This is a genomic window from Novosphingopyxis iocasae (assembly GCF_014334095.1).
GTDB lineage: Bacteria > Pseudomonadota > Alphaproteobacteria > Sphingomonadales > Sphingomonadaceae > Novosphingopyxis > Novosphingopyxis iocasae.
The window spans coordinates 495,967-521,090 of sequence record NZ_CP060495.1; the positions used below are offsets into that span (position 1 = coordinate 495,967).

Here is a 25,124-nt window from a genome sequence, read left to right on the forward strand (position 1 = left end):
CCCGGCGATTGCGCCGCAGCACCGGCGTTCCCATATCCGGTGCAGTAACAGGAGGCTGCGATGGCAGGTGGATGGGCGCGCGACGGCGCCGTACAGGATCAGATCGACGATACGGTGAGCGATGCCGTCGCCGAGGCGCGCTCGCGCATGCCCAAGGGCGAAAGCGCAGAATATTGCGATATGTGCGGGGAGGATATTCCGGAAAAGCGCCGCGTAGCGCTGCCCGGCGTGCGCACCTGCGTGGAGTGCCAGGCCAAACGCGACAAGGCGAGGGGGGCCAGTGGCTTCAATCGCCGCGGCAGCAAGGATAGCCAGCTGCGCTAGAGTGCTTCGGGAACATCCCGCCTTCACCCGCGTCTCGATCGCGCACAACTCTACGATCTCCATTCTGACCAGGTCGCCCGCTTTTTTCACCGAGAAGGGTAAGCTGCCATCCGTGTCGCGTAGCAAGTCGTCGGGCTTAAATTTTATCGAACCCACAGCGTCACGAAATAATCTAAAGCTGCCCTGCTGTAGGCGAAACCGGGTCTCCCAGAAAATGGCGTTGATAAAGGCGAACCCAAATCGTGTAAAAGAAAATGGCGAGTGGTCCTGCGAAGAACAGGCCGAAGGTGCCAAATGCATATCCGGCTCCCAGAATGAGAAAAATGTAGATTCCCGGCGGCACGGATACGAGCCGGCTGGTGAGCAGCGGCGTGATGATGTTCGCCTGCACAATCCGGGCAATCAAATAGGTGAGAATTACGCCCAGAAGAGATCCCTGCCCGGCGAACGCCAGCACAATCGCGGGGATCATTGCGAGAATCGGTCCCACATAAGGGATGAACTCGCTCAGCCCACCCAGAACACCCAGGGCGCTCGCGGCTGGCACTCCGGAGAGATGAAGTCCGATCGTAAAGATGATCCCCATGATCACCATCGATGCGGATTGGGTCAGCAACCAGTAGGAAAGGTTGTGGCTGAGATCTCTTGCCGTTCTCGCAGCTAGCGGCCGGGCAGGGCGTGGAAATAGCGCTATGAAAATATGGCGATAGCGGCGTGGCGCCGCCGCGAAAAATACCCCGCCCGCGATCACGATCAACAGATTGAAAAGGACTGTTACGCTGCCTTCGGCGATGGCGCGGGATTCATTCGTGATAAAAACGACGGTATTTTGAGATTGCAGCGAGTCCACTAAAATCTTGCCCATCGGATTTTGCGACAGGCTGCGGGACCAGCGTTCCCAAGCCTGGGGCACCTTCTGCCCCAGATCGCCAATCTGCGTCACTACCTCATGCCCGAACAACCAACCAAGACCCCCAAAAAAGGCAATCAGTAGGATCGTGGCCAGCAACACGCCCCATTTGTAAGCGAGGCCAATTCGCTGCCAGAGCTCATTCGCTGTGACGCTTAGGAGCAGGCCGACCAGCATGGCTCCGAAGACAAGCAGCAGTAGCTCGAATGTTCGGTAAATCAGCCAGGCCGCCGCGAAAAATAGCAGTACGAACAGAAGGATACGAACAGTGAGCGGTAGCGCGGAATTTGGGTTTTGGTTCTCCACCGGGCTCGTCTGCACGCTAATGGGTGTTTCGGCAATAACGGCAACGCCCCGTACCGTCAGATCGCCCGCAGACATCGTAGTCGGCAAGCTCGGGCTGCGAAAGGATAGGAACTAGATCGAGGGCTAGCGGCCAACGCGTTCATTCCGACGCTGTTGGCGCCTTTACGCGATCCGCTTAAGTCCCATGAGGCGAAAGAGCCGCATTCTTATGCAGCCAGGGGCATAAGCCAAATGCTATCAATTAATGAAAAATGGTGGACGCACTAGGGCTCGAACCTAGGACCCGCTGATTAAGAGTCAGCGGGCTTTGCAAAAGCAACGCTTAACAACCTGTAAAGCCTTCGCTTTTTGAGACCGGTTAGCAGAATATCGGCGCGGTTAGCACTCAGTGTTACTGCGAGAAAGATTACGTCTTTGGAAATGCGGGATAAATGGATCCGAAAGGTTCATTCCATAGCATAGCTGTCACTGACGAGGAGAGGATCATGCCGAAAAAGAAAAAACGCTGGGCGAGAATTCCGAGAGGGACTAGATGCGACGTTAAATCATGCAACAAATATGCCGTAGACATGCACCACACTATTGACAGACGCTCCTCGCATGGATCTCCGGGGCCGGGCGTCATGGCTATTCGAAATCAGTCCCAATTTCTGCAACCTCTTTGCCGAAGGCATCATCTAACTTTGGGGCACGAACTCCACGAAGCTACTGGAAAATGGCCTGTAGGATATGGATCGCAGAGTAATCCTTATATTATTTACTGACATTTTCGATGTTTGTTCAGATACAGTCTCGTAAGAGACTGGCTGATCGTTCCTAGTGTTTGCCCTGCTCGATCTTCGCGGCGGCCGCTTCCATCGCCGCTGCTGCCTGAGTCTTCCGCTCACGAGCGGTGGCATACTTCTCTGCCATCTGGACCGATGAATGCCCCGTAATGTCCGAAACGGTTGCGAGGGAGCACCCTGCCTCGAGGAGCCGACTCGCAGCTGCATACCTCAGGCCATGAAAGCTCAGCTCTGGAAATCCGAGACGGTCCAGTTCATCTCGAAGGTGACTGCTGAACACACGCACTGAATACGGAATTCCCTTCGGTTGCACCACGAGCCGATCGCAGTCCTCCGGGTCGTTCGCCGAGACGCGGCGCCGGATCAATTCGACCAGAGGACCGGTGGCCGGCACGTTGACGTAGTTTCCGGTCTTCTCTTGGAAGACGCTCACTTCACCACCGAAGGCGTTCGCCTTGGTCATCAGCATGCAGTCGATAAGTCTCTGGCCGGTTTGAAGACCGACGACCACGCCATCGCGAACCCGGGGCGATGCCTGTCGCAGAACGTGCGCGACCTGTGCCTCGGACCAGGGAACGTAGGATCCGACATCCTTCTTTCGCTGCAGCTTCTTGATTTTCTCAGCTGGGTTTGCATCCATGTGGTCGTGGTCGGTCGCCCAAGAGAACATGGCCGCGAGCACCGACTTGAACAGATCACCGGTTCGGAGACCGTTAATGGGCTCAGGCACCTTCCGCTTTGATACCGGACGACCGGCAGCGATCGCCGCCTCGTCGTTGGCCTTCCGCTTTGCGATCATTGCTTCACGATCCGCGACCGCACCAGCGATCACTTTCGTTCGCATTTGGCCGACGTTCTTTTCGTCAGCTTGGCGAAGGGCAGATCGCCGACAAGGGCATTTAAGCGACCGATCTCGCGCTTGTAGCTCGTCTTCGTCGACGGCTTGAGGCGGCTCCATTCGTCGGATGCCTGATACTGTTCCGTCAACCACCGGATTGACGTCTCGTCCTTCCGCTGGTCGGCAGCTGTCTTTTCCTCGACCGCTTCGGCCAGCAGGCGAGCATGCTCGCGATGAAACGCGGGTTCGCCCGGTAGACCGGGAATGCGGACGGATTTCGCCAGTGACGAATGCCGGAAATACCAGAGTTGTGTCCCGGTGTTCTTCTTCCGAACGACGAATGTGAAGGGCAGGGCGGACGGCATAGTCAGTTGCTCAGCCGCGCCGCGAATGGATCTTCATCATCGATACGTCCGCCAATGGCTTTCACACCGAATCGCGCCTCAATTGCCGCGTCGAGATCATCTCGAAGCCAGACCCGTGCGCCGCCGTCCTTCGCGCCAGGTGGATATTCGCCGGAGGCTACCCGTGCGAGGAAGGTCGATTCAGAGAGATCGCAGTAGTGAGCCGCAGCGCGGCATCGCATTTGGCGGGGAGGGAAAGCGAACATAGCCGATTTTGCCGCGCGCTTGACTTCCGACCGCACCAGTGTCGACCGTCGATCGCCTCGATGGTCTTCGCCAGCGCCATGCGATCCAGCGTCCGTGCTCCGTCGATAGGCCGGATCGACCTCGAGAAGGGCAGGGCGGCTGGACAGGTCGTGGTTGCCGCGCTCAGGATCGCCGCGGTGAATTGACCGGGTGGTTGGGACGCATACGCTCGGCCAAGACGGAACGACGCCGACGGCGCAATGGCGACCATTCGCGCCCATAGTGGCACCCGCCGAAGTCGAGAGATCATTTGAGAATCCGGATTTGCATGCGATCGAAGACATCGGTCGCGATGAAGCCGGCAGCGTGCAGTTGGATGAGATCATCATCGGTCAGATCCCGCCATTCTCCATGCTCGGATGCCCGCCGCACGAGGATACGCTTGCCTTGGACCACCATTGCTCATCGCTGATCTGAGCACACCCGTGGAGGCCCTTCCAGCTTTCGCGAAGTCCCAGAGGTATGGGCGATAGTTCGGTCGAAGCGTCATGCAGCTGGTCTTCCATTTTCGTCTCCAGAGTTGCTCCGGAAATCTGTTCTCTTTTTGATCCTGTCTGGCTTTTTCACGCCTGTCCACAGTTATTTGAATTATATTGTTTCGTTCGTTGTGGCAGGCTGTTGGCAGCAAATATTCACTTGTTTTGATAAAAGAAATGTCGAGTCATATGAGGCACGAATTCTGTTATTTGATGAATGCATCGGAAAATAGATCTCAAACGACCGCCTCATTTGACTGCGTTGTGGCCGAGGGCAGACGGCCAAAGGGTTTCGACAGAGTAATCCGACTAGAAAACTGCGCGGGCCACAAGATCGCATAGCCGGTTTCTCGTTGATCGCCGATCATGAGGCAGCCCCCGCCGCCTCGAGATCGTGTTTGAGATTTTCTATCCAGCAAACCGCTCGATCAAAGCCACTCCGCATCTCGGCTCGCCCGCCGGCCGGCGGGCTGGATTGCCAGCGGCGAGCATCTGCCAACCGGAAGGCGCGGGCATTTGGGCCACAGCTCGTCACGAACCATGGCTCATCCACAATCGACATCCAGAGGCGGAGCGGCGCGGTCCATCCTGTCCGTTTCACGCTCCACGTGGCGCGCATAACCGCGGGCATCGTTCCGGCTGGCCAGGAAACAAGCAGTAGGTCGCATCGCGCTTCGCGAATTAACGTCTGCGACCATCGCCGCGCGAACGGCAGGTCGGCACTTGTCGGAAGGAGTATGAGGTCTGACTCCGGCAAATGCATCGATTGGTGGAATGCCGGAAAGAGCACGGAGAGATTGGTTTGGAGCGGCAGCTGAGCCGCCCCGCAAAGCGTTTCGGCAAGGATCCGGGCGCGCGCGTCGGCGGCGCCCTTGAGGGTAACGTTGAACATGATTTTCCTTTGGGTTGGGTGACCAGCGGCATGACGCGCCGGTTGCAAGAAGCTAGACCGCAAGTTTGGTCAGAAGCGCGTCCACGACCAGGTTGCGACCGGCATCGCTTGAGAGCTGCGTGACATAGGAACCGAAGCCGCTCCAGGCCGTCAGTCGGCGCGGTCCCGGGATCACCAAATGGCAGTGGGGAGCGTTGGCGTTGGCCGCCTTTGCCGGCACATGCTGAACCATCAGGACCGCCACCTCGAAGCGATCGACGAGGTCGCGCGCGACCTGCCGCGCGACCTCGAATTGCGAATGAAGGCGATCCGGAGCGCACGTCAGCGTGACGTAGGTCGCGAGCCCTTTGGGATCGTTTGGCAGCTCCGCTTCAGCGCGTCCGATCAGCGTTTTAGGATCGCATAGCGCGTCGTCTGCATGAGCTGGCAACAGCACTTCAACGCGATGCGCGGTCGGGATCCACCCGGGCGTTCCGTCGGGTCTCAATTTGGCTTGCGCGAACGCGGTCAGCGAGTTGTCATGATCACGATGGCGAGCTCTAAGATTGCCATACATAACGCGCCAGCCAGGCACAGCTTCGGTGCCCGGCGCATCGCCGCGCAAGATCAACCAGCTGTGAGGATTGGACGCCGACCAAGCGATGTCCGGATTGACGGTGACGGGCTTCTTCCGGGCCATCAGACACGCTCCTCGTGAGGCATATCAATTGCTATCGACGACTGTGCTCGAAGAAGCCCGGACAGCATTTGGCCCCGCGTCGAGAATGGCTGGCCGAGCACGATTTCGCAGCCGTTCTCAGCGACGCGGATCGCGTGCCGAGCGCGCTCGCTAACGAGCCAGAAGACCCCTTCTTGAATCCAAGGATCGAGAGCTGTGAGGGTCAGAGTGTCGCACGGATGCGAAGCCAAAATCGCATCACAACAGATGCTGACCGAAGAATTGCCAGGTGCAACTTCACGCAACACCAGAACGTCGAGCGAGTAATCTTCCGCGATCGCTACGAGGCTCGCCATCGGCACGCATTGAGCAGCATCCGGATCGATCAACGCGGTCGCCCGATCGTCTTCGAACACTCCCTTCAATCCGATGGGTTCGAGGGTGACTTCGCGGGCTGTATCGCGGGCGTCGAGTGCGGTAAGAAGGCGGTCCGTGACGATGGCGCCCGCACTGCTTGGCGTGGTATTTCGAAAGAACATCTGGGCTTCCTTTTTTTGAGAGCCGCAACCGGTTGGCAGCGGCAAGCCCAGCGGGATTTTCCTTATCCTTTCCGGGCTCATTCAGCCCACTTCATCCTCACTTATCTCACTTCCTCGCGCGCACATGCGCTGGCCTTCCGGAGTGAGGACTTGTCCACACAGAGGACCTGAGGCGGGACGACCGCCGAACCATGGATAAAACGGGAGAAGAGTATGGGCACAGCGCGACTTCCGAACGGCGATCGGCCCGAGGTAGCCGAAGACTCGACCGATCCGATTTGTCCAGGAGCATGTAAAAGTGGGTTCCCCACTTTTACGGTATTGCGCCTACCAAAATTCCGTGGACCTTTCGGCTTGCTTGTCCACGCTCTTTTCCCGCCTCTTTCGGCGGGAGAACGAATTTGTCTACGTTTTCGGGGTCTTGCATACTGACGCCGATCGTGTGGACATTTCGGAGAAGCGCGCTGTGCGCGTGGCGTTCTCAACGCGGATTTTGGGTGTGCCTGTAATTTTGCGTGCGCGAGCTTTTGTCCACGCTGTTGTGCGCGCTCTCAGATGCCTGCCTTCGGACTTTTGAGTGACCCTTGTTGTTCGACGAAGAGAAGGAAAGTGGTGCGGAAGAGTTGATCGCAACGCGGTCCGAGCGTGGCCGAACTTCGTACCCTTATCTACATGTGCGAAGCAAATACGGTTGCCGTTCAGATGGCACCTTTGCGCCCTAATGTCGGCCGTTCGCCACCTATCGCGTCAAACTTAAAAGCGGACGCTGGATTAGGGCAGCACCATGCCCGTTCTATCGGACGGATCGATAAGTCGAATTGGGGTGCAAGATTGACCCGATCTGCCGCTTGGCCGCTGAGTTTAGAGCTTAAGAAGCGGACTAAGCGTCAGCTGAGACCCAATCGTTCAGGCCTCCATAGCCTCAATCGTAATGCGCGCAATGTCATCCGCAGCCAGCGGCACGATGCCGAGAGCCGCCTGCAATATGGTTCGCAATTTCGGCCACCCTTGCCCAGGTGCGGCGATGGCCGTGGCCAGTGGTTCGGTGGCACTCTCGGACGGGCCGAACACCTCCGGGAATTTCGTGAGCGCGGTCCACTGTCTAGAGGCGAGGTGGATGACATAGTGTTCGGCGAGCTGGCGACGATGGGGTTCCTTGAGATAATGGACCCACAGCGATTGCGCGACGAGCAGGGCGTCCGGTGCCAGACGCTCCAGCAGCGTCGCGGCGAGAGCGGAGATCGCGTGATGGGACCAATCGTTTGTTGGGCATTTGAGGACTGTGCCCCAGGCCTCAACCGTACCCTTAATGAATAGCCCCTCGAGGTGATCGATCAATTGCTCCACACGTCCGCCTTGCGGATGCGCCGCCGCGTCCGTTCGCCAGCGGGCAATGGGCAGTCGATCGAGTTGATCCGCGGCGGCCAGAGCAAACGTGGCGACGACCACATGTCCTACCAGAATTTCGTCGGCGCCCTCTGACCATTCCCGGGCCTTGCCATCGTCAATGCGCATGACGTCGCGATCATTCGCGGCGATTTGTTCCGCCAGCATGGCTAAGGCGTCGAGCATCCTGGTGCCGTCAATCACGATGTCACTGAAATCCAACGTCCGCCGAGCCAGCTCAAACAGCACCGGGCAACTCCCAGCACGAAACGACACGAACGGGCTGGCACGCAGGGCCGGGGCTTCCTGCAGAGACCCGTCGACCGATGCGCCGCAGGCAAGCTCGAGCCGGATCAGATCCAAGCGGAGAGTGTCGAGTGGTGGCGCAACAGGGGCATCGGTCACGAACGGGTCGAGGTTGCTGCACATGCCCACAAGCTTCGTCATCTCTTTGTCGGTGCGTTCACCCGCCATCCATCCTACCGCCGCGGACAGGACTCCGCCGCTGCGACGCTGGAGCGAAAGCAGGGGATCGCACTCATAATTAGTCTGCAGCGGCTCGAGTGCCGCGACGACCTGCCCGAACTCACGGAGTGCCTGGCCGCGATCACCCCCCATCAAACGCGTAAGGGCGGCGTCCATCTTAAGGCCGATGGTGAAGGTGGGACGCGAACCCTCCTCGATCAGCCCTCGGGCCTCATCGAAATAGTGCGCAGCCTCGGTCCATTCGCCGTTCCGCGCGGAGCCGATCGCAGCCGAGCGGTGGGCATAGGCGCAACCGATGTCATCTTCCTCGCGAGGCCATTTCGGGAGCGCTTTACGCCAGATCTCCCTGGCTTTCGGGAAGTCGCCAGCATCGCTCATTACCTTCGCAAAGGCACAGTTGTAGATCGGATCTGCTCCTACGACAGCGCCGAGATCACCCGCTTCGACAACGGCGCCTTGCGAGTCGCCCATATCCTCGTTGATCATTCTCAGCAGCACGGGCGCGATCGCTCTCGCCATGGACGCGGCGCCAACCTTGGCGCTAAAATCGAAGGCACTCCGGAGCTTCTGCCGGAAGGCGGGCCAGCCAACGGCCCCTGACTGATATTCCGACAACCACAGGCGTTCGATCAAAACCGACGCCATATCGTCAGGTGTGCCGATCGAGTTCAGCACGGCGCAGGCATCCTCCATCGATCTGCCGTCGAGCGCTGCAACTAGCGCTGTGAATTCGTCGATGTCTTGAATCTGCGAGAACAACCGGAGGCTGGCGAACTGCACATATGTGCCAGCCGGGACGCTGTCCTCGCCCTCAAGACCGGCTTCGGCGAGCCGTTCCGGAAAGGTCGCTTCAAGTGTCTTGGCGACGTCGAAGAATTCGAGCGATCGAGCGACGATGACCGCGACCGGATAGCGGACCTTCAGGATCGACAGGAATTGGCTGAGATAGAGGAAGCGGAAGAACTGCCGGGCATCGTCAATCGGGGCTGCGGCGAATTCCTCCTCGATCTTGAGCGCGATCCGCATCGCGGTGTCGGGGTCGGTCTCGGCGGCAATGCGGTATTGCAAGATTCGGAAGACGAAGACGTCGATCGCGCTCCTGAATGGCAGTGGGTTGCTCGCGTCGAGGCCAAGGCCGGTGTAGATTCCACACGTTTCGCCAACCGCAGCCCAAGTCTCGTCGCTCGCGGAGAACATCCCTTGCGAGACATAGACTAGTGGTCCGGCCGCGCCTGCGGTGTAGCAATGCAACAGGATGGACGAGATATCCCAAGGGCTGACGGTACGATCGAGGAGGTAGATCCAGGCGAGCTGCCCATGCATCGCTTTGGTCCAGTCCTGACCGCGCAGTTCGTCTGCCGCGCCGCGCGCCAGCGGTGATACACGATACTCACCATCCTCGGTTTTTTCAAGCCAAGGTCCAGCGATGATGTCGACCGCTGCGCCCGGCTCGGCGATGGCGTCCTGCAGCCTTCCAATCGATATCAGGCGCTTGAGCGACAGGCGTCCGGTCATCAGGCTCGCCCGCAAAAGTAGCTCGCGTGCGCCCTCGGGGAGCTCGGATATGAGCCGCCTGGCTTCGAATTTGATGGGGTCAAGATCGCTGGTCGCCCCAAGCATGTCCGAATGATCTGGCTGGGGAAAGTCGTTTGCCGCCAACGTGCGTACGCGTGCGCTGACCAGCTGCGGATGGCCCCGCGTCGAAACTTCCAGAAGTTTGGACCAGAGCTTGGCGCGGTCGTCCGGGCAACCGTTTTCTCGCAGAAACGCCTCGATTTCATCTGCATCGAAGGGCTGCATACGGAATTCGCGCGCAGGATCGAGCCGGACTGCCTGCGCCAATCGATCAGGCAATATGCGATCCGAGGTTATCAGCACCCGCCCGCCAAGCGCCTGTAGTGTGTGCCACAGCGCGCCGAGCGGCCCGGCGATCCCGCGGGGATCCGAGAGGGTATCCAGATCATCGACCACCAAGGTTCTGGCGGCCGTGCCCGCTCGCAACTGTTCGGTTGCTGCAACCAGCCGTGCCTTGGCCTCGCCGGGGCTCAGATCGCGAAGCGTCAGCCACAACGGCTCGTCACCGACGAGTGTGCTAGCGGCGGTCAGCGTCTTGCCCGAACCGGTCGATCCGTGGAGCAGAACCGTGCCGGTCGACAATCCCGCGCTCACGGCCTGTTCGCTCGCCACGCGTTGGAAATATTGCGGGGGCAGCGGCGGCGGACCTTCCAAGCCTATAGGTTGCGCCTGGACGGTCAGATCGCCCCTTTCTGAGGACAGGGCCGCTCGCATGAGATTAAGCAGATCCTGCTTGGGCACGTGGCAGCCGGTCGCGCCGGCGAAGATGCGCAAAAATTGCGCGCGATTGAGCGGAGCACCATCCTTCTGCTTCGCCGCGTCAAACGCGGCGGTGTAAAGCGCGTCGAACGCAAGTTCGGCATCTGCTGGCGCGATCGAACTGGCGGCACCATGCAGGACGAGCCGGTCCTTGATATTACGCACTAGCGCATCGCCGTCCTGTTGGCCGGCCATCCATTCGATTGGCTGGATCACCTTCGCGAACAGATCAGCCGGGCTGGCTTGGTCAAGCAACAGCTCCAGTGGCGCCGAGAGCTTGCCTTCATTGAGCAGGAACTGGGCAATTGAGGCGATATGCTCGTCGTTGGCCGGATCATAGGATGCGGCGCGAAGGCTGTTCCAGAGATCTAGCCCACCCCGACCGCTACCGAACGGTGAACCTTGCTCGACTCCAATACCGGAAGTGGTGACATAGCGATATCGGATCGCGATGCCGGAATTACGCGTCCGGTGCGTCCAGAAGTTGTTGATCGCGTCAACGACCGATGCCGTGCGCAAGGTGATACTGCCCGAGCCAGCGGTATCCTTGACCTGCTCGGTTAGCGCTTTGGAGCCCTCGACCCGATCGAGGTCTTCCGCGCCTTCTAGAAACAGGTGCTCGTCATCACCAAGGTCTAACCAAACCAGGATGCTGCGCAATATCTGGTAGATATAACCGCGAAATGTATCCTGCGCTTGCCGCGCGGGGTCGCTTACGAGACCGGCCATGGTGCCGACCGTCCGTGATTCCAATAGAAGATCGCAGCGCGAAACATATATGTTTCTATCCCAGCATCCGCCCTCCGCAAACAGGATTGCAAAACTTTACACCGTCGTTGCGCTCGCCGGACACTTAAAAGTGGAGGCTACTAGGGCTAGATGCCTTCCTTCTGGCGGTGGCCCTCTGAGACCCGCTGATCCTCCAACAAACAACAAACGTGGCGCCAGTTTAGACATCGTAGATCTTGTCCGGCCCAGCGCCGAGCGTGACGGGTAACTTGGCAAAAGTTTTCCCGAAAACTTACGTATCATGCAGTGCAGCCGAATGGCTCCAGAAGTTTCGGATGGGGCCGCGACCGGCTCGGCCATCGCGCGCGAAGACGCCGTGCCGCGGCACCAAGATCATCGCTCCTGTCGACACACCGTTCGATCAACCACGCGGCCGTCTGGCGATCGGCCGCTTTTGGACCGCGATCGCCAGGCGGTGCGTGCTGCGCCGCGTCTTTCCCGCTCAGCGCGTCACGCCAGCCAGCCTCGGCACCCGAGGAATCGACATTCGCGATGATGCGTTCGAACGATGCTGGCGCCAGCTGCCAGATCAGCCGGAGGAAAAGCAGCGGCTCGTCAAAGAAGGGCTGGTTACTGCTGCCAAGCTGCTCGCTTGCGACCGCCTCATGCGGGGCAATCAGGGGCTCGATCAGCGCGCCATGGTCGCCGGCGAGTTGAGCGATCACGGCGGCGCTCATCCTCCAATGGAAATGTCCGTGGGTTGCCACTCCGACCAGTTTGCCGGCATTGATTTGCTCCACGGCCGCCACCGGCGCAAGCATCGCTAAGCGCACCGACAGAATCGGCGTCTCTGCGAGGGAGTTTATCACCATCGACCGAATCGGGTCTTTGGCGACGTCAGCTTGGAAACAAACCTGAAGGAAGACCTCAATATCGTGGTCGAACCGTCTCCAGGCTTTACTGATTGTTTTCTCGATCCGCGCCCAGTCGATGTGAGCGAGCGTTGCTTCGAATTGCTTCTTTGAAACCTCGCGGGTGAAATTCAGTAGCCGCCAGGCTGACTGGAAGTCACGCCGTGTCATTGAAGAGACCTGTTCGGCAAGCGCTGCGGGATTCCAGCATTCCGCCAGCTTGCCTCCGATTTTGCGCATGCGAGCTGTTGGTCCGTTCTTTCCGACGTAGATACCAAGCGCGTCATCGAGCCGAAGCGCGTGCCAGACCATGTCATGAAGTTCGTGGAACTCTGGGAACGGCTGCGCCCTGAGCCGATCCGCAATAGCCGGAATGAGGGTCTCAATCAGATCGAGGCCGAAAGCTTCGTCATCCCAAGCAAACAATTGGCAAAATACACCCGCTGCCGACAGGTAGTGGTTGCGTGGCCAACTCCGCATCGCCGCTAGGCAGGCTTCTCGATCAACCGCGGCGAGATATCGCTCCTTCCACTTTTCGGGCCTGCACCTCGCGCTGTAGTAGAGCATGCTGGCGACTTCGCAGGCCAGGACCGCGTCAGCCTGGCTAACCGCAGCCGCGACCTTGAGGGGATCCGAGCGCGACACTATTGAGCGCGCCAAGTCCTCGTCCTTCATCGCGAACTGACCGAAAAGGTGTCCAATCCCGTAAGCCGTCCCGAGTGCAGGTTCACTATACCAGCGAGCGGCGGTCTCCTCGTATCCACGCGTGGCGGCGGTAATCCAGTCGTCGATGTAGCTTTGCATTTCCGACAAGAGCCAAGTTGCGCCGCGGCGATCGTCGGGCAATTCGGCAGACCAACAGCGCGCAATAAGCGCGGGCAGCAATTCCTTGTCGACGAGCTGCGCCCACTGCTTCGGGAAAGCCCCCATCAGGCGCATTTCAGTGAGCAGCGAAGACAGGCCTGCAAGGGGGTAAGTCGGCGCAGCGATGGCATGATTGATCATTGCGCCGATTGCATTACGGCCATGCTCGGTTTGTCCCTCGAGAATACGCCGTATGAGAACGCTGGCGAGTCGTTGATGCGGACAGCGTAAGTCGCCCAGTTCCAGCACGAGCCGGTGCGCAACCAGCCAATCAATCGCCTCTGCGCTGCGAACAATATCAACCCCGCCGACATCAAACAAAGGCTGTAGGGTGGCCGCGGTTGCGCGTGCATCGCGCGATGCTAATTGGTGGATGGCGATACCCGCTAGCACCAAGTCCGCGCCGACACTGCGTGCATCCTCGGCAGCTTGCGTGGCGCGGCGCCACCCGCCTCCGAGAATGAACATGAATTGCCATGGCCGACCCGCCTTCTCTGCCGCATTGAGGCGATGCCCGATCCACTCATCGCCCGGGCCGTCACGGACACGGTCATCCACGCGTTGCACGATCCGTTGCGTCTCAGCCATATCGGCGCGGAGCCCGCTAGCTATGACGGCGACCGCCTGCCCCGGATTAATCCTTATGCTGCCAGGCATTGCCGTCCGTTCATTCGATACGGTGTGCGCGCTCAGCAGCCATCGTCTGGATGAGGCTTGTTCTTCGGCCAAGCGTAGGAGGTCGGCATCGGTAAGGTGAGCGTCATCGACGATGTGGAGCGTCGGCTGATCGTCCAGCATCAACTGCAGCGAAGAAACCTCGGGATTCTTTAACCGAACAACATGCCAGCCTTGATCGTGCGCGCGTTTCGCGACCTGCAGAGCACATACCGACTTGCCGGCACCGGCAGTGGCTACCAAACGCGCACTGAAACCGGCCTCTAGCTCTCGCCACAAGCGTTCGACCTGTGGAAGCTCCGGACAAGCGCTGACGTCTGCGGGGCCAAGGGATTTTCCCATCAGCGCCGGACCTAGATCGCGCGCCTGATCGAACGTCTCGGGCAACCACTCAGTTGTGCGCGTTGTGGAGACCGAAGAGTGAAGAGCCGCCACTACCTGACCAGGCAGTTCTTTGAGCCGCTCAATGACCAACGGGAATTGCGGCCCCAATTCGGGGTAGAACTGTTCGATGATTGCCGGGTGCTGAGCCAGCAGCGATTGCAGCGAGTTCCAGCCGAGGAACCTTACAGGGAAATTCCCCACAGCGACTCGCTGGCTTGAAACTGTTAGGGCATGCCGTTGTAATGCCGCATCATCAGAAGCCGTGGTGGCAAACGTCCATTCGGCAAGCTTGGGCTCGAATTTTTCCGCCTTGTCCAGTTCCTTATCGAATTCCTTGATTGTCGGTTTGGCTTTGTAGTTTCTGTGCTTGCCTTTGCATTGAACGCCCAGCAATTCGGACGGCATCGAAGGCCGCCGTCCGTAGATATCGACACCGTGTTGCGCCTGCCCGGTGCGGCCGTGCCGAACGGCGGTCGGATCGTCCCAAATTTCCGAAAACAGAGACCGGCACAATTCCTCAAATTTGTCCCATGAGGCGGGTGGATTAATTTGCTGGTCCAGGAATTCCATGCTTCATTTGTAGCGGATCGTTCCACTCGTGGTAACTTTTGAATGAGAAGCGGCAATGTGGCTCGGTAGCAGCTGACGTCAGCTATCCACCGCTCCACAGTCCAGCCCGTTCGATGATCGGGGAGCATTCAGTGCGGATAAATCCTTGGGAGGTGACCACGGCAGCGCTACGTCTGTTGACACGGGCGGCACGCAGACCGCAACACCCGCTGCGGATGAATTCGACCGAAGGGCCATTTCAAGGCGTCCATCTACGATGGCCGATTGACCGAGACGCCCAACCTTTCGCGGTAAGGGTAGTGGAGCCGCGCGACCTCGTCCTTGGCGGCGACACGGGCGTGCTGAGCGAGGTTATGAGGGAGTTAATTAGCCCAGTCGCCCTGCCGCTCGACCGGTTCGACGATGCGACCGTTCCCCCGGTGCTGACCCGATACGACCTAGTGACCTTCCCGGAGGCCTTTGCCACGCCGAGTGCCGTTCTGGCCGTAGCGGAGGCAATTAGCCCGCTGGGTCCAAGCGGCTGCCTGCACTTCGGCCTTCGGCCGGATGAACCGTCCTCGGGTCACCTCTTCGATACAACCGCGGTCCGCTCGCTGGTGGAGCGGTTCACCCGGCTTACGGATTCCGCGCTCGGCGATTTGGACGGCTTCGTGCGATGGCTGGACGACCAGCCTCCTGACGGCTGGTTCAACATCGGCTGCGTGCTGGCTGTCGACGCAGACTCAAAGCTGCGGGTCTGTCTCCACCCCAAGCTGATTAGGTCGAAGTTTGAGGTCGATACGCTTCCCGAGCGCCACATGAGCGAGGCGAACCTGCTTTGCCTCGTGACCCTTCAGCCCCGAAACGCGCGCTTCGGAACCATTACTATGCAGCCGCTGATCTGCTCCGACGCGCTCAGCATCGGCAGCGACCGGGGACTGGCAACGCCGATCGCCGCCATAACGCGCCACGCGGACTGCATCCCGGACCCGCCCAACCACGTGGATGTCGTTTCAGTCGCGACGTGCACACCCCAGCCGGAAGGCAGACGGTTGGATGGCTCACGGTTTCGGGAATGGCACCTGCAGTTCCTCGACGCCTTCCGCGACGCGGCCGAGCATGGCGACTGCGCGAGGCACCACCTGTCGTCTTTCGTCCTCGCCAACTACACCGAGATCGGCAAGGGCCTAGGCGGCGGTTTGTCCGGAGCGTTCCTGCCGCTTCCTCCAGTGTTCAAGCGGATCATCCCAACGGTCTCGGTGTCCTGCTGGGGGCGTCACGCGAAAGAGCCGAAGCCTAACAACGCTTGGTCCGGTCCGGACGATGACGCGCTGACCTCCTGGTCTAGCCTTGGCTTCGTCGCTGGACTTGATCCATTCGCCGTCGATCCTGCCGCTACCGCGCGCATCTTCGCCTTCGATTTGCATCGGCTCCCAAGAGAGAGATCGCGGTGGCGATCCGAGGGCAGTATTGTATCGCTGCGAATTACCGAACTGCACACCGGTTCCGGCCGGATGAACGAGACCAACCCAGGAGTTCCCGCATGATCCAGCGGCCAACTGACATCCGTGTCGCCGAATTCCGGGCTCGGCCTATCCCATGGATCATCGTGCACCACCTACTCACCGCCGAACTCGTTCGCGAACTTGCAATCGCGATCGTCGACGTTGGAAGTTGTGGCCGGCTGGCGCTTGCAGACCTCGTAGACGAGCTGGCACCAGCCGGTGATTCGGCGCTCTCCTCTTGGTCAATTGTCACGCGTGGCACGTCGGACCCGCTTGCGGACTTCCTCACTCGCTACATTACTACAATGGTCTGGCGGGGCGACGACCCAGTTTCGCAGACGCACGAGAAGGTCGCAACGGAGGACGCGGCTTGGATCGGGGTCTTGGACGGCGCGTTTCGCCTCTCTTGCGCCGACCTCGGGTCGATAGGGCGGCTTGACGACGAGCGCCTATCGCCCGCATCGCTAGCCATGGCGCAAGCGCGGGCGGCGGCCGCAGATGAAAGCCACGTAGATATTGGGTTCTTAGACGCCGTGCGCAACATCAGTGAAGGAGGGGCACCTCTCCTCTCCGCGCTGCTGACTAAGCACTTCGGCGACCTGCTCGCCGATGCCGACCGGTGGGACCTAGCCAAGGCATGCTATCTCGACGCGGCCGCCCGGCTCTCCGACCCCAAAGAGGATTGGCGGGAAGCGACCGAAGCAGCAGCCGACGTAACTATCCAATGCGTCGCCATGGCCGAGTGGCACTTGAACGGCCCCGCAGCGGCCGCCGCGCTGCTCGAGCAGCTGGTATCACGGCGTTCTATCGATGCGGCGCCGCTGCCTGCGCTAAACGCCGGGTTCGAATTGATGAATGCCAGATTCGCCGAGGGCACCTTCTCGACTGTCTGGCCCGAGACCCGGTCCACGACTTACGCCGCACCGCTGCTCCTCAGCAGCCACCACCTCGACAATGCAGTCACCTACTCAGCAACTGGCAAATACAGGGACGCGCATCGCTGGTTTTGGGCCACACTGCGACGGCAGACGGCGCTTGGAGGGACAACGGAGAGCTGGACGACTAAGGGGCACTACGGAAGGTCCCTAATCGACGAGGTGCGATCGGGCCTCGGCGGCGACCTGCGACCCGACTCCTTCTTGCTAGGGGTCAGGCTGCTCGTCGAGAGCGGGCGGCGCGACCTCGCCGAGGGAACGGTGTGGGACGAACCCCTAATTGAGGCATACGTCGATCTCACCGTGATCGAGGCCCTACGTGCGATTGCCCAGCGTAGTCCTGGCACCGCGAGCGCCCGCTCTATGGTCGCGACCGTTCTGCGGCGCGAGTGGCTGATAGCGATGCCGCGCGACCGCGAGGAGTTGGCCCGTGAACTTCTAGCGGGCCTAACCGCGGCGGCGTGCGAGGGGGCGCATACGGGCGTATCCAACACCAACACGGGAGGGCTCGCGCTCAAGTCGCTCCGGCAGGTCGGTGCGCTACGTCCCGACTTCAGCAGCCTCATCGGCGACGAACTTGTCCGACTTATGGATGACGTTGTCGCCAACCGCGCAGCTATCACGATCTCAGAGGTGATCGAGACCGCAGCAGAGTTCTTGGCAGGCATGGATCCGTGGACTTCGCGGGTGCTCCTAGACCGGACGCTCGACGTCGTGGACCGGCTGCCGGACGACGCCTTCTGGCCCTTAACTCACGCGGCTCGCCGTCTTTTGGGGTCGGACGCCGCCGCGCGGATTTCTAGCAAGGACGCAGACTTCGGCCGAAGGCGATCGACCGCGCTAGTCAAACTCGCGCTGAACGCCAAGTCCGAGAACGCCTCGCTTCTCTATCTTATGGAGGAGGTAGATCCCACCGAAGTTGCCGCGCATGTTAATGCGGCCGGCATGGCCGGGATCATCGACGGTGTGCGCAAGCGCGCGCTTGAGACATCGTCGAGTGCCGCCACGGCCAACATTCATGCGCTGCTCGCCGCCCCGCGCATCGTAGGGGAGGAGGGCGTCATGGATGCTTTGACCGGTCTCAAAGAGATACTCTGTTCGGCAACACGCGAGCGGCCGTCGCCATCACTCTACAACGGCTACGAAGCGGTGCTCATGCTCGGGCGAAACGGCGATCGGATCGCCGCCGAACTGGGTGACCAGTCGGCATTCTTGGAACGCGCGCGCGGACTGCGCGAGACGCTTGCCGCACTCTGGCGCGCGGCAACGGCGCGACCGGCGCTTTTCGCCGACTTTGCGATCCCGCCCCGGACTCGCCCCAACCGTGTCACGGTCCACAATTGGACCTTCGCCACCCTCGAGTTCGTCCGATGGCTGGGAACACAGGACGCGCTGGAGGAACCCCTTGCGACCGCATTCGAAGAGGAGGCATTGCGTGAAGGCATGTCGACGGCACTAGCGATGCACTCGACTAGATCCGGCAGCATCGACGCCGATGTCGTGAGGACGGAGCGTGCGGACGCATTCTACGCCGCACTTGGAGAGAGGCTGGCGCGACTTGATTCTTTTGACGAGACGGAGGCCGGACTGGCCATCCGTATCCTTCTCGATCGCGCAATGGCGCTCGGCCCCCGCGGCGAGGACGCGGCGCTGCTGACCGCCGCGCGACGGCTCGACCAGCGCCTCGATCCGGACGACCCAGTGGTCTCCGCCTACGCCGCGAAGCTGCGGCAGGATCCGAAGCTAAGGCTCAGCCTGTCGCCTCTGCTGAATGGCGCGCTTGCTGACACGCCATTGTGACAGCTGGGCTGACCCTACGAACACGCCCGCAACGCATAGCTAGCTGGCGGCGAGAGACGCCACCTCTTCGTTGGCCCACCGCTCATCGACATAGAAGGTCTTGTCGATCTGGCGCCACCGGCACCGGAAATCGCAAGATATAATGAGTTGATCGGCGTCGCCGAAAATCCTCACCCCGCCGCAAGATGCTGGCTGTTCCAGTTGTCTGCTTTGGCCGACCACCAATCTGAAGCGGACAGTTTTTAGCTCGGCCCACGTTCTGCCGGTCTGCAGTGCGCCCTAATTTCTGTCATTGAACCTCCACCGCCGATTGCCTGAAAGCGGACGTTCCAGACTGGGGATAGGCATGTCAGTTGCGCGCCCCAAATCGGCATTCATGCAAGTTTGGACTGTGTTTGCAAGCGGACGCGATTAGTTCTTAATACTGACCAAATGCAACGGCAGTTCCAATCCTTACCGGTCCGCCATACACCGCCGTCTGCCGCAGCGTCCTACCCCTGAGCCACCGCGGCTACGCCAGCCTATCCAATATCAAAGTGGCCGCATCAATAGCGTTCATGGTGGGGATTTTCGTTCTGGAAAGGTTCCACCGTTCCAAAGTCGACTTGAATATGACGTCGAGCTACATCGACCTCGATCGATTCCATGCCTTCATCGGGGTCTTTTGGAACGGTGATCGCAAGTTCGAAGTCAACGCTCGTCTCCTTCGAAACGTCCTCAGACCCCAAACTGACATAGTCGCGATCTGGGCTATCACGGACCTCGAACCGAAAGCTCGCCTCGAAAGAGACCCGCGCCGCAACAAGGGTCGTGAAGGTGACGACGTCACTATCTACAGCAATTACGACCGGCGCTCCCGCTGCCTCCCAGTCGATACTTTGTAGCGTTGCCGAGAGCGGCTCGGTCTCGAATTCAACGCTGGACCAGCCGTCCGCGTAAAAGTCGACATCATCGAGCCTGTATTCTATTGCGCTCTCGATCTCTGCCGTGATTTCTTCGGTCTGCCCGGCCCTCAGTAGGTTTACCGCAGCCTCGGCGACCAAGCGACCGGATTCGTTGAAGAACGAGAGCGCTTGATTGAGGTCGGCGATGCAGACAAGGCGCTCAGATCCTGCACAGAAATTTGCCCAGCCTTTGTCGCCGCTCACGCAGAGGATCGACATCCCTTCACGCTGCGCATAGGCTTCGAGCGTCATGAGCGCGAAGGCGTCGGGAAATTCGCTCTTTTTTGCATCCTTGTTCTCGAAGGGAGTGAGGACGGAGAAATATCGATCGAGAATTTCGCCCGTGCGATCGTTCACCCCAAGCGCAGGGACGACCTCGCCGTTCACTGCATCCCTAAAGCTTTCAAATTGCTCATCTGCCGCAGCGCCTGAGTCGTCCTCAGCGCGATAACTTGCTATCGGCGCTACCTCGGCGGAATCGATCTTCCATCGCTTTCCGTGAGCCGAAAGGGCCTTCTTAAGCGCTCGCTGGGTTTCGGCGGCCTCCTTTGCGATATGACGTGTCACCTCGCGCACGATAATTTCCGAAAACAGTACGGCGACGGCGCTGCCGGTGAATTGATCGAGCCTCCGGAAGATCGCGAAGTCAAGATTACAGCCATACTTGTCGAATACATTGGTATCGATGGTAAGGGCCGAGATCGAGCCATCGGCGATTTTCGCCTTCACGTCATCGTCGGAGAGCTTGGGCATCGGGCTTATTCTGCTTCCACATTGCTAGGCAAATTATTCGTTATATCTGGAGGTCGCGGTTCGCATTGAACTTATTCGCCATCCTCTTCCTCCCCCGCTTGCAAGGCGTCTCCGCCCATCATTAGGCTAGACCAGTCGGGAAATGCGCCACGCGCGATGATCGCATTGAAGATGCGCGTGACAAGCGCATCAGCAGCATCGAGGTCTATGGTCGATCGTGACGACAACACGCCGGAATGCACCGCTTGTGACCGCGCTCCGTAGAGCGATTTCATGTCAGCGAAGATCGTCGCCCGCTCGGCAGGTGTCTGGCCGAGGAGCCATGCCGCACGGCCGCCAATCTTATACGCGATTTCGGTATTGCTAGGGCTGTGGTCATGCATCAGCACAATCTCGGCCGCCATGCCGAGCTCGAGCGCGCGATCTACCGGGTTGATCGCCAGACGGGAACGCCCAAGCCGATCGATCGCGCGCGCCATGCTTACGCCGCCGCGGAAGGTTGCGAGGAGATCATAGGCTCGCCCGACTGCAGTGCCCTTAACCGAAAAAGCGACCAAAGGCATCGCAGCGAACGGACGCCCAGCCTGATTGCCGTCTCCAGCGACGAACAGGCTCGCGCGATCGGGCTGCAGTAGCGAAAATGGTAGCTCGACCGGACCGGTGCTGGCGAGGAGGCAAGCCAGGCGCACTCGTTGGCGCACCTGATCACGGGCCGACGCCGCTGGTGTCGTCACGCTCTCGCCGAGCGAAGAGCCAGTGCGGAGCTCGAATGCGGGCTCGACGCAGTATCGAAGGCGAAGCACGCTCGTTCCTGACGGCACGGGCAGCATCTGGAAAGGGATGCGATGCATCAGGCCTTCGAAAGTGTCATCCGGCTCAGCGTCCAGTGTCACGCCGCCGCCCAAATCGACGCTAGCATCTAGTTGCACGCCGAGGATTGCGCTCAGTTCGAAATAGTGTCCAACATTTCTCGCGATCTCTTCGCCAAAGGCAGCAAGAATTGCCGCGGGTTCAAGCTTCTCGACCAGACGATCAATCGCCCAATCGCCGAACCGGCCCTGCGCTGTCGCTCCGCCGCCATCGCCAGTAAAAATCCAACTGTCGCTATAGGCGTCGAACGGCGAGACTTGCCGAAGGGCATCGCCAAGGGAATGACGTTTATCATCGCGCCACAAAGCATAGTGCTTGCCGCGATGAATTTCAGCCAGTTCGCGCGCAGCTTCTTCGAGCAGTTCTATTGCCTGAGTGTGCGTCAAATCCCCTCCCATCTTAATCAAAGATACGGTGTTGGCGAACACCGCTTTCACCCAATGGCGAAGATCATTACATCTCGCCGGGGGTGTGAACATGGTCGAACATGCGCAGGTAAACGAGCCGAATCTCTCGGAGCAAACGCTTTCGTCTGCACTTATTGGCGACGCCTGAGAAGCAGGAGGTTGGTATCACGCACAAGATGCCCGGTCGAATGGCAGTTTCGCTCGGTTCGGCGACTAAGCCCGGACAGTCCGAAACCGGCCCATTTTATGCCCCGTGCGCTATACGCACCATACCTGCTGACCAGAAATTCGAACTCCACATCTGAAAGCACACCATTGCCCCTAGGGGCCGGTCCATGATGCCGGATAACGTTCGATGCGTAATAGGCTAACGAGTGCGAAGCGCGTATTGAAAGGGCTTAAAGAAATATGTCCGCGTTGTCCGAGTCATGTCGATGGCTGGATTACCATGAAGACAGTTGCATCTTCAAGCACCAGGGTATGTCGACTAGACCCGGCCGAGCACTGGTGCACGGTAAAGGGCGGTCGCTCTTAGCGATCACCATTCGATGTCCTCGATGCTTTTCTTAAAGCGATGTGGCTGGGCCTCCATGGCGCGACGGAGCGTGGCACCGGGCGAGCAGTCGTAGTTCGAACGTGGCGCGCTGAGACGCAGCATAAGCAAGATCGACTGCCCTTCCGCACTGAGCCGCAGGTCAGTGATCGACCGGCCCTCACACGTGACGATCTGCTCCAGCTCCAGATACTGCAGGTAATCCTCAAGGTATGCGCGTGAACCGTCGAACGTCTTCTCGACCATCTTTTCCGGTTGACGGACGTGCAGTTCCTTGTCGAGCGCCTCAAGAACATGCCGCATCTTTTCGACCGGATCGCTCATGCGATCACACCGGCAACGTCCGAGGCGGAAGGTGTTGAAGAGTTCGCCTATGGTTTCGTGGTAATCGCCGCGCGGATCACGGAAGAGCCACGTTTTCGCGACCTTCTCGACCTGTGCCGGGCCGCTGCCGAGCATCTGCTCCAGTCCCCACGCCTTGTCAGGCTCCCCGGTCCACCACCATCGGCCGATCCTCGTGGATGGGACTCTCGCGTTTCGGCTTCGGCTTGATCCACCTTACCTGTTCGATCCAACTCGTCTTGATCATTTTTCATACTCCTTGAGATTACACTCCCGGAGATTTGATCTTACAGCAGCGGCATCTGCCTCTTTTCCCGCTCGCGCACTCGCGACGCGGCCGCCATTGCCTGTTGCGCGGCTCCTACCGCCCGGCGGTATTTGCTGGTCCTACGCCGCTCAGCGCGTTCGAAGCTCAGGGACACGTCGTCGAATCAGATAGAGGCGTATATCGCCGCCGCCATCGCGCGTAGCGTCTCGTCATGGGCCAGGGGGAGGGGCCGATTCGTCATACCATACGGGTAGAACATAACCGGAACGAATCGGCAAGCCGGCGGAGGCTAAAACGGCAGTCCGGGCTGGGTCGGCAGCGGTGTAACCGAGTGGACCTCGTGGACGACGTAGGCTGGCTTGCTGACCGCGAGGCCGTGCTCGTTCAGCCTCACAGTTTCGGTCATGCTGACCTCGAGAAATGTGTTCGGAGGCGCGGCGACGCGATTGGCTTGGAAGTCCGCGACCCATTTGGTAGCCTCGTCCGCGATTTCGGCATCGATGGCGCGCCTTTGGTAGAGCAGGGACCACTTAACGCCGCCCTCGTATTGAGGTGATTTGATGCGAACAGCGCCACGGATACTTGAGGCGCTCTCGGTCTGCTCTTCCTCTGGATCGTTCGGCGGCGCGGACCGTATATTCGCAACCTCGTCCTTCTCGATGCGCGTGACGGGTTGCTCGTGGTGAAGGAAGGTCAGATCCTCGTAGCCATCGCGTTCGAGTGGCTTGAGGACACCGCGCACGTTCTTCCGGACATCCTGGTCGACGAGCAGCTTGGCAGTCTCGGTCGGAACGACAAGGCTTTGAACATCGCCAGCGATATTGATGGTCGTTGTCCCGGTTTGATCGCCTGTCGTGAATGTGACCGCTGGTGGCGTATCGCCTTTGCCGTAGATGCGCTTAAGTAGTGCGAAGAGGCCGAGACTGGGAGCACCAGTGATGCCGATCCATTCGGCGATCTCTTTGGCCGTGGCGACGTCTTTCTGACCGAGCAGGGTGGCTGCTTGGTCGAGGACCGATTGCACGAGGCTGAGGTCGAGCTGGAAGCACTGCTACTCTACGTCGGCATCGACCATGACCCGGATAGCGACCGCATCGCCATTGAACTTGCGGTTCGCGATCTGGACGATCTCAGCCATCACGAGAAGGGCAGGCGCTAGATCTTGCACGTCCATTTCGTGCCCACGAGAGCGGGCCCGTCGTAGCGGATGCGGGTCCGCACGTGTTTCGTCAGATCGACCATCGCTACGGATCAGTCGGTTATCGGAGGTTCTGGAAGGATCGGCGGCGTCGAGTCCGCGAAGGTCAGCCAGTGGGCCCAGATCGCGTGCGTCCGCGCGTTTGTCAGACGGTCGACGCAGTCGCCGGCCATCGTGCGAGCGATCGATCCCGGATACCAGCTTGTGAAGACAGCGCCGCATTCGGCGTCCCGGTATTTGATCCAAGCACGCTGCGCATCACGGAGCTCGGTGCGCGCCTTCGCGTATTCTTCGCCCCGGTCTGCAAGGCGTTCCATGGCGGCGGAGTAGTAACGGTTCAGTTCGGCGTCCGAGCTGTCGGCCGGCGCGTCGGCCTGCCCGAGCGCAGCAGCGGCCATCGTCAGAGCGTGAAGCAGCATCGGTGATCCCCTCGTCGTTCCTATCGTTGAGTAGCAGCAGGCGAGGGCAACCGCTACTGGATCGTGGTGTCGCTCGGTCTTCCGAGAATGTGGGACGAAGTCTTCGTCTCGACGATATCACCGAACTGGAGCGGCGGAACCGGCATTGATCTGATCACCCCGATCCGGATGCGCGTTCCGTTATCCCAGCGACCGCGCTTGTCATCCCAAACCTCGGCGAGGATCACGGGCCATATGTCTCCCTTCTCGTCACGCAAGTTGCACAGGGACCAGCCCATCAGGCAGGCGTCGAAATCGGTTTTCTTCTCGTCATCTTCCATAGCGCCGAACGGGCGCGAAATGGTCCCGGCGGTTAGCACCGCCATGCCCCTCTCCTCGGAACGCATTGGAGCAATCAGCGCGACCGAGTGCTAACCGACATGCTCTACCAAGGT

19 protein-coding genes are annotated in these 25,124 nt (G+C 59.9%); 5 read left to right on the plus strand and 14 right to left on the minus strand.

All coding sequences use genetic code 11. The annotated features are described in order from the left end of the window. Positions 1-60 precede the first annotated feature (60 nt). Positions 61-324 (plus strand): DksA/TraR family C4-type zinc finger protein, encoded by a 264-nt coding sequence (locus H7X45_RS02410; protein ID WP_187335974.1) that lies wholly within the window; start codon positions 61-63, stop codon positions 322-324. A 172-nt stretch (positions 325-496) separates the two neighbouring features. On the opposite strand, the gene H7X45_RS02415 is transcribed toward H7X45_RS02410, so the two are convergent. The 3 genes from H7X45_RS02415 to H7X45_RS02430 all read right to left on the minus strand — a co-directional run bounded on the left by H7X45_RS02415 (position 497) and on the right by H7X45_RS02430 (position 3,528). Next, positions 497-1,615: an AI-2E family transporter gene (locus H7X45_RS02415; RefSeq protein WP_187335975.1), complete on the minus strand. Its 1,119-nt coding sequence runs from the start codon at positions 1,613-1,615 to the stop codon at positions 497-499. 741 nt (positions 1,616-2,356) lie between these two features. Next, positions 2,357-3,169: a tyrosine-type recombinase/integrase gene (locus H7X45_RS02425; RefSeq protein WP_187335977.1), complete on the minus strand. Its 813-nt coding sequence runs from the start codon at positions 3,167-3,169 to the stop codon at positions 2,357-2,359. Further along, positions 3,154-3,528, minus strand: coding sequence for a hypothetical protein (locus H7X45_RS02430; protein WP_187335978.1), 375 nt, complete (start codon positions 3,526-3,528; stop codon positions 3,154-3,156). The genes H7X45_RS02425 and H7X45_RS02430 overlap by 16 nt, the downstream gene beginning before the upstream one ends. 507 nt (positions 3,529-4,035) lie before the next feature. Between H7X45_RS02430 and H7X45_RS02435 the strand changes: the two genes are divergently transcribed. Next, entirely contained in the window at positions 4,036-4,230 is a 195-nt protein-coding gene (locus tag H7X45_RS02435) for a hypothetical protein (protein ID WP_187335979.1), read from the plus strand. 423 nt (positions 4,231-4,653) lie between these two features. On the opposite strand, the gene H7X45_RS02440 is transcribed toward H7X45_RS02435, so the two are convergent. The 5 genes from H7X45_RS02440 to H7X45_RS02460 all read right to left on the minus strand — a co-directional run bounded on the left by H7X45_RS02440 (position 4,654) and on the right by H7X45_RS02460 (position 14,717). Further along, the gene (locus tag H7X45_RS02440; RefSeq protein WP_187335980.1) at positions 4,654-5,181 is read right to left on the minus strand and encodes a hypothetical protein; all 528 of its coding nucleotides are present in this window, start codon (positions 5,179-5,181) and stop codon (positions 4,654-4,656) included. A 52-nt stretch (positions 5,182-5,233) separates the two neighbouring features. Beyond that, a complete protein-coding gene (locus H7X45_RS02445; RefSeq protein WP_187335981.1) occupies positions 5,234-5,860 on the minus strand; it encodes a hypothetical protein in 627 nt (208 codons plus the stop codon). After that, the gene (locus H7X45_RS02450) at positions 5,860-6,459 is read right to left on the minus strand and encodes a hypothetical protein (RefSeq protein ID WP_187335982.1); all 600 of its coding nucleotides are present in this window, start codon (positions 6,457-6,459) and stop codon (positions 5,860-5,862) included. Before H7X45_RS02450 ends, H7X45_RS02445 begins: the two co-directional genes overlap by 1 nt. An 825-nt stretch (positions 6,460-7,284) precedes the next feature. Next, positions 7,285-11,313, minus strand: a complete 4,029-nt coding sequence (locus tag H7X45_RS02455) for a hypothetical protein (protein ID WP_187335983.1) — start codon at positions 11,311-11,313, stop codon at positions 7,285-7,287. A 299-nt stretch (positions 11,314-11,612) separates the two neighbouring features. Further along, the gene (locus tag H7X45_RS02460) at positions 11,613-14,717 is read right to left on the minus strand and encodes a PDDEXK family nuclease (RefSeq protein ID WP_187335984.1); all 3,105 of its coding nucleotides are present in this window, start codon (positions 14,715-14,717) and stop codon (positions 11,613-11,615) included. A 299-nt stretch (positions 14,718-15,016) separates the two neighbouring features. Here H7X45_RS02460 and H7X45_RS02465 point away from each other — a divergent pair, with 299 nt between their 5' ends. Both H7X45_RS02465 and H7X45_RS02470 read left to right on the plus strand, forming a co-directional pair. Continuing rightward, positions 15,017-16,243, plus strand: coding sequence for a hypothetical protein (locus H7X45_RS02465; protein WP_187335985.1), 1,227 nt, complete (start codon positions 15,017-15,019; stop codon positions 16,241-16,243). Continuing rightward, positions 16,240-18,936, plus strand: a complete 2,697-nt coding sequence (locus tag H7X45_RS02470; RefSeq protein WP_187335986.1) for a hypothetical protein — start codon at positions 16,240-16,242, stop codon at positions 18,934-18,936. The genes H7X45_RS02465 and H7X45_RS02470 overlap by 4 nt, the downstream gene beginning before the upstream one ends. 545 nt (positions 18,937-19,481) lie before the next feature. On the opposite strand, the gene H7X45_RS02475 is transcribed toward H7X45_RS02470, so the two are convergent. The 4 genes from H7X45_RS02475 to H7X45_RS02490 form a co-directional block, all read right to left on the minus strand. Next, the gene (locus H7X45_RS02475; RefSeq protein ID WP_187335987.1) at positions 19,482-20,633 is read right to left on the minus strand and encodes a PIN domain-containing protein; all 1,152 of its coding nucleotides are present in this window, start codon (positions 20,631-20,633) and stop codon (positions 19,482-19,484) included. A gap of 71 nt (positions 20,634-20,704) precedes the next feature. Continuing rightward, positions 20,705-21,940: a HEPN domain-containing protein gene (locus H7X45_RS02480; protein ID WP_246449592.1), complete on the minus strand. Its 1,236-nt coding sequence runs from the start codon at positions 21,938-21,940 to the stop codon at positions 20,705-20,707. Between the two features lie 508 nt (positions 21,941-22,448). After that, a complete protein-coding gene (locus H7X45_RS02485) occupies positions 22,449-22,922 on the minus strand; it encodes a hypothetical protein (protein WP_187335988.1) in 474 nt (157 codons plus the stop codon). A 440-nt stretch (positions 22,923-23,362) separates the two neighbouring features. Continuing rightward, a complete protein-coding gene (locus H7X45_RS02490) occupies positions 23,363-24,097 on the minus strand; it encodes an LAPAL motif-containing putative phage structural protein (RefSeq protein WP_187335989.1) in 735 nt (244 codons plus the stop codon). On the opposite strand from H7X45_RS02490, the gene H7X45_RS02495 reads away from it, so the two are divergent. Continuing rightward, the gene (locus H7X45_RS02495; RefSeq protein ID WP_187335990.1) at positions 24,092-24,232 is read left to right on the plus strand and encodes a hypothetical protein; all 141 of its coding nucleotides are present in this window, start codon (positions 24,092-24,094) and stop codon (positions 24,230-24,232) included. The two genes, H7X45_RS02490 and H7X45_RS02495, sit on opposite strands and share 6 nt — an antisense overlap. A gap of 92 nt (positions 24,233-24,324) precedes the next feature. Here H7X45_RS02495 and H7X45_RS02500 read toward each other — a convergent pair whose 3' ends face one another. Both H7X45_RS02500 and H7X45_RS02505 read right to left on the minus strand, forming a co-directional pair. Beyond that, a complete protein-coding gene (locus H7X45_RS02500; protein ID WP_187335991.1) occupies positions 24,325-24,690 on the minus strand; it encodes a lysozyme inhibitor LprI family protein in 366 nt (121 codons plus the stop codon). Between the two features lie 53 nt (positions 24,691-24,743). Next, on the minus strand, positions 24,744-25,055 hold the full coding sequence (locus tag H7X45_RS02505; protein WP_187335992.1) for a hypothetical protein: 312 nt from the start codon (positions 25,053-25,055) through the stop codon (positions 24,744-24,746). Positions 25,056-25,124: the final 69 nt, after the last annotated feature.

What these genes read in the sequence shown, in the direction of transcription:
- H7X45_RS02475 (WP_187335987.1), bottom strand. Translation starts at nt 20,633, where the DNA reads ATGCCCAAGCTCTCCGACGATGACGTGAAGGCGAAAATCGCCGATGGC.
- H7X45_RS02455 (WP_187335983.1), bottom strand. Translation starts at nt 11,313, where the DNA reads ATGGCCGGTCTCGTAAGCGACCCCGCGCGGCAAGCGCAGGATACATTT.
- H7X45_RS02450 (WP_187335982.1), bottom strand. Translation starts at nt 6,459, where the DNA reads ATGAGCCCGGAAAGGATAAGGAAAATCCCGCTGGGCTTGCCGCTGCCA.
- H7X45_RS02440 (WP_187335980.1), bottom strand. Translation starts at nt 5,181, where the DNA reads ATGTTCAACGTTACCCTCAAGGGCGCCGCCGACGCGCGCGCCCGGATC.
- H7X45_RS02425 (WP_187335977.1), bottom strand. Translation starts at nt 3,169, where the DNA reads ATGCGAACGAAAGTGATCGCTGGTGCGGTCGCGGATCGTGAAGCAATG.
- H7X45_RS02460 (WP_187335984.1), bottom strand. Translation starts at nt 14,717, where the DNA reads ATGGAATTCCTGGACCAGCAAATTAATCCACCCGCCTCATGGGACAAA.
- H7X45_RS02415 (WP_187335975.1), bottom strand. Translation starts at nt 1,615, where the DNA reads ATGTCTGCGGGCGATCTGACGGTACGGGGCGTTGCCGTTATTGCCGAA.
- H7X45_RS02410 (WP_187335974.1), top strand. Translation starts at nt 61, where the DNA reads ATGGCAGGTGGATGGGCGCGCGACGGCGCCGTACAGGATCAGATCGAC.
- H7X45_RS02485 (WP_187335988.1), bottom strand. Translation starts at nt 22,922, where the DNA reads ATGCTCGGCAGCGGCCCGGCACAGGTCGAGAAGGTCGCGAAAACGTGG.
- H7X45_RS02445 (WP_187335981.1), bottom strand. Translation starts at nt 5,860, where the DNA reads ATGGCCCGGAAGAAGCCCGTCACCGTCAATCCGGACATCGCTTGGTCG.
- H7X45_RS02470 (WP_187335986.1), top strand. Translation starts at nt 16,240, where the DNA reads ATGATCCAGCGGCCAACTGACATCCGTGTCGCCGAATTCCGGGCTCGG.
- H7X45_RS02505 (WP_187335992.1), bottom strand. Translation starts at nt 25,055, where the DNA reads ATGGCGGTGCTAACCGCCGGGACCATTTCGCGCCCGTTCGGCGCTATG.
- H7X45_RS02500 (WP_187335991.1), bottom strand. Translation starts at nt 24,690, where the DNA reads ATGCTGCTTCACGCTCTGACGATGGCCGCTGCTGCGCTCGGGCAGGCC.
- H7X45_RS02430 (WP_187335978.1), bottom strand. Translation starts at nt 3,528, where the DNA reads ATGCCGTCCGCCCTGCCCTTCACATTCGTCGTTCGGAAGAAGAACACC.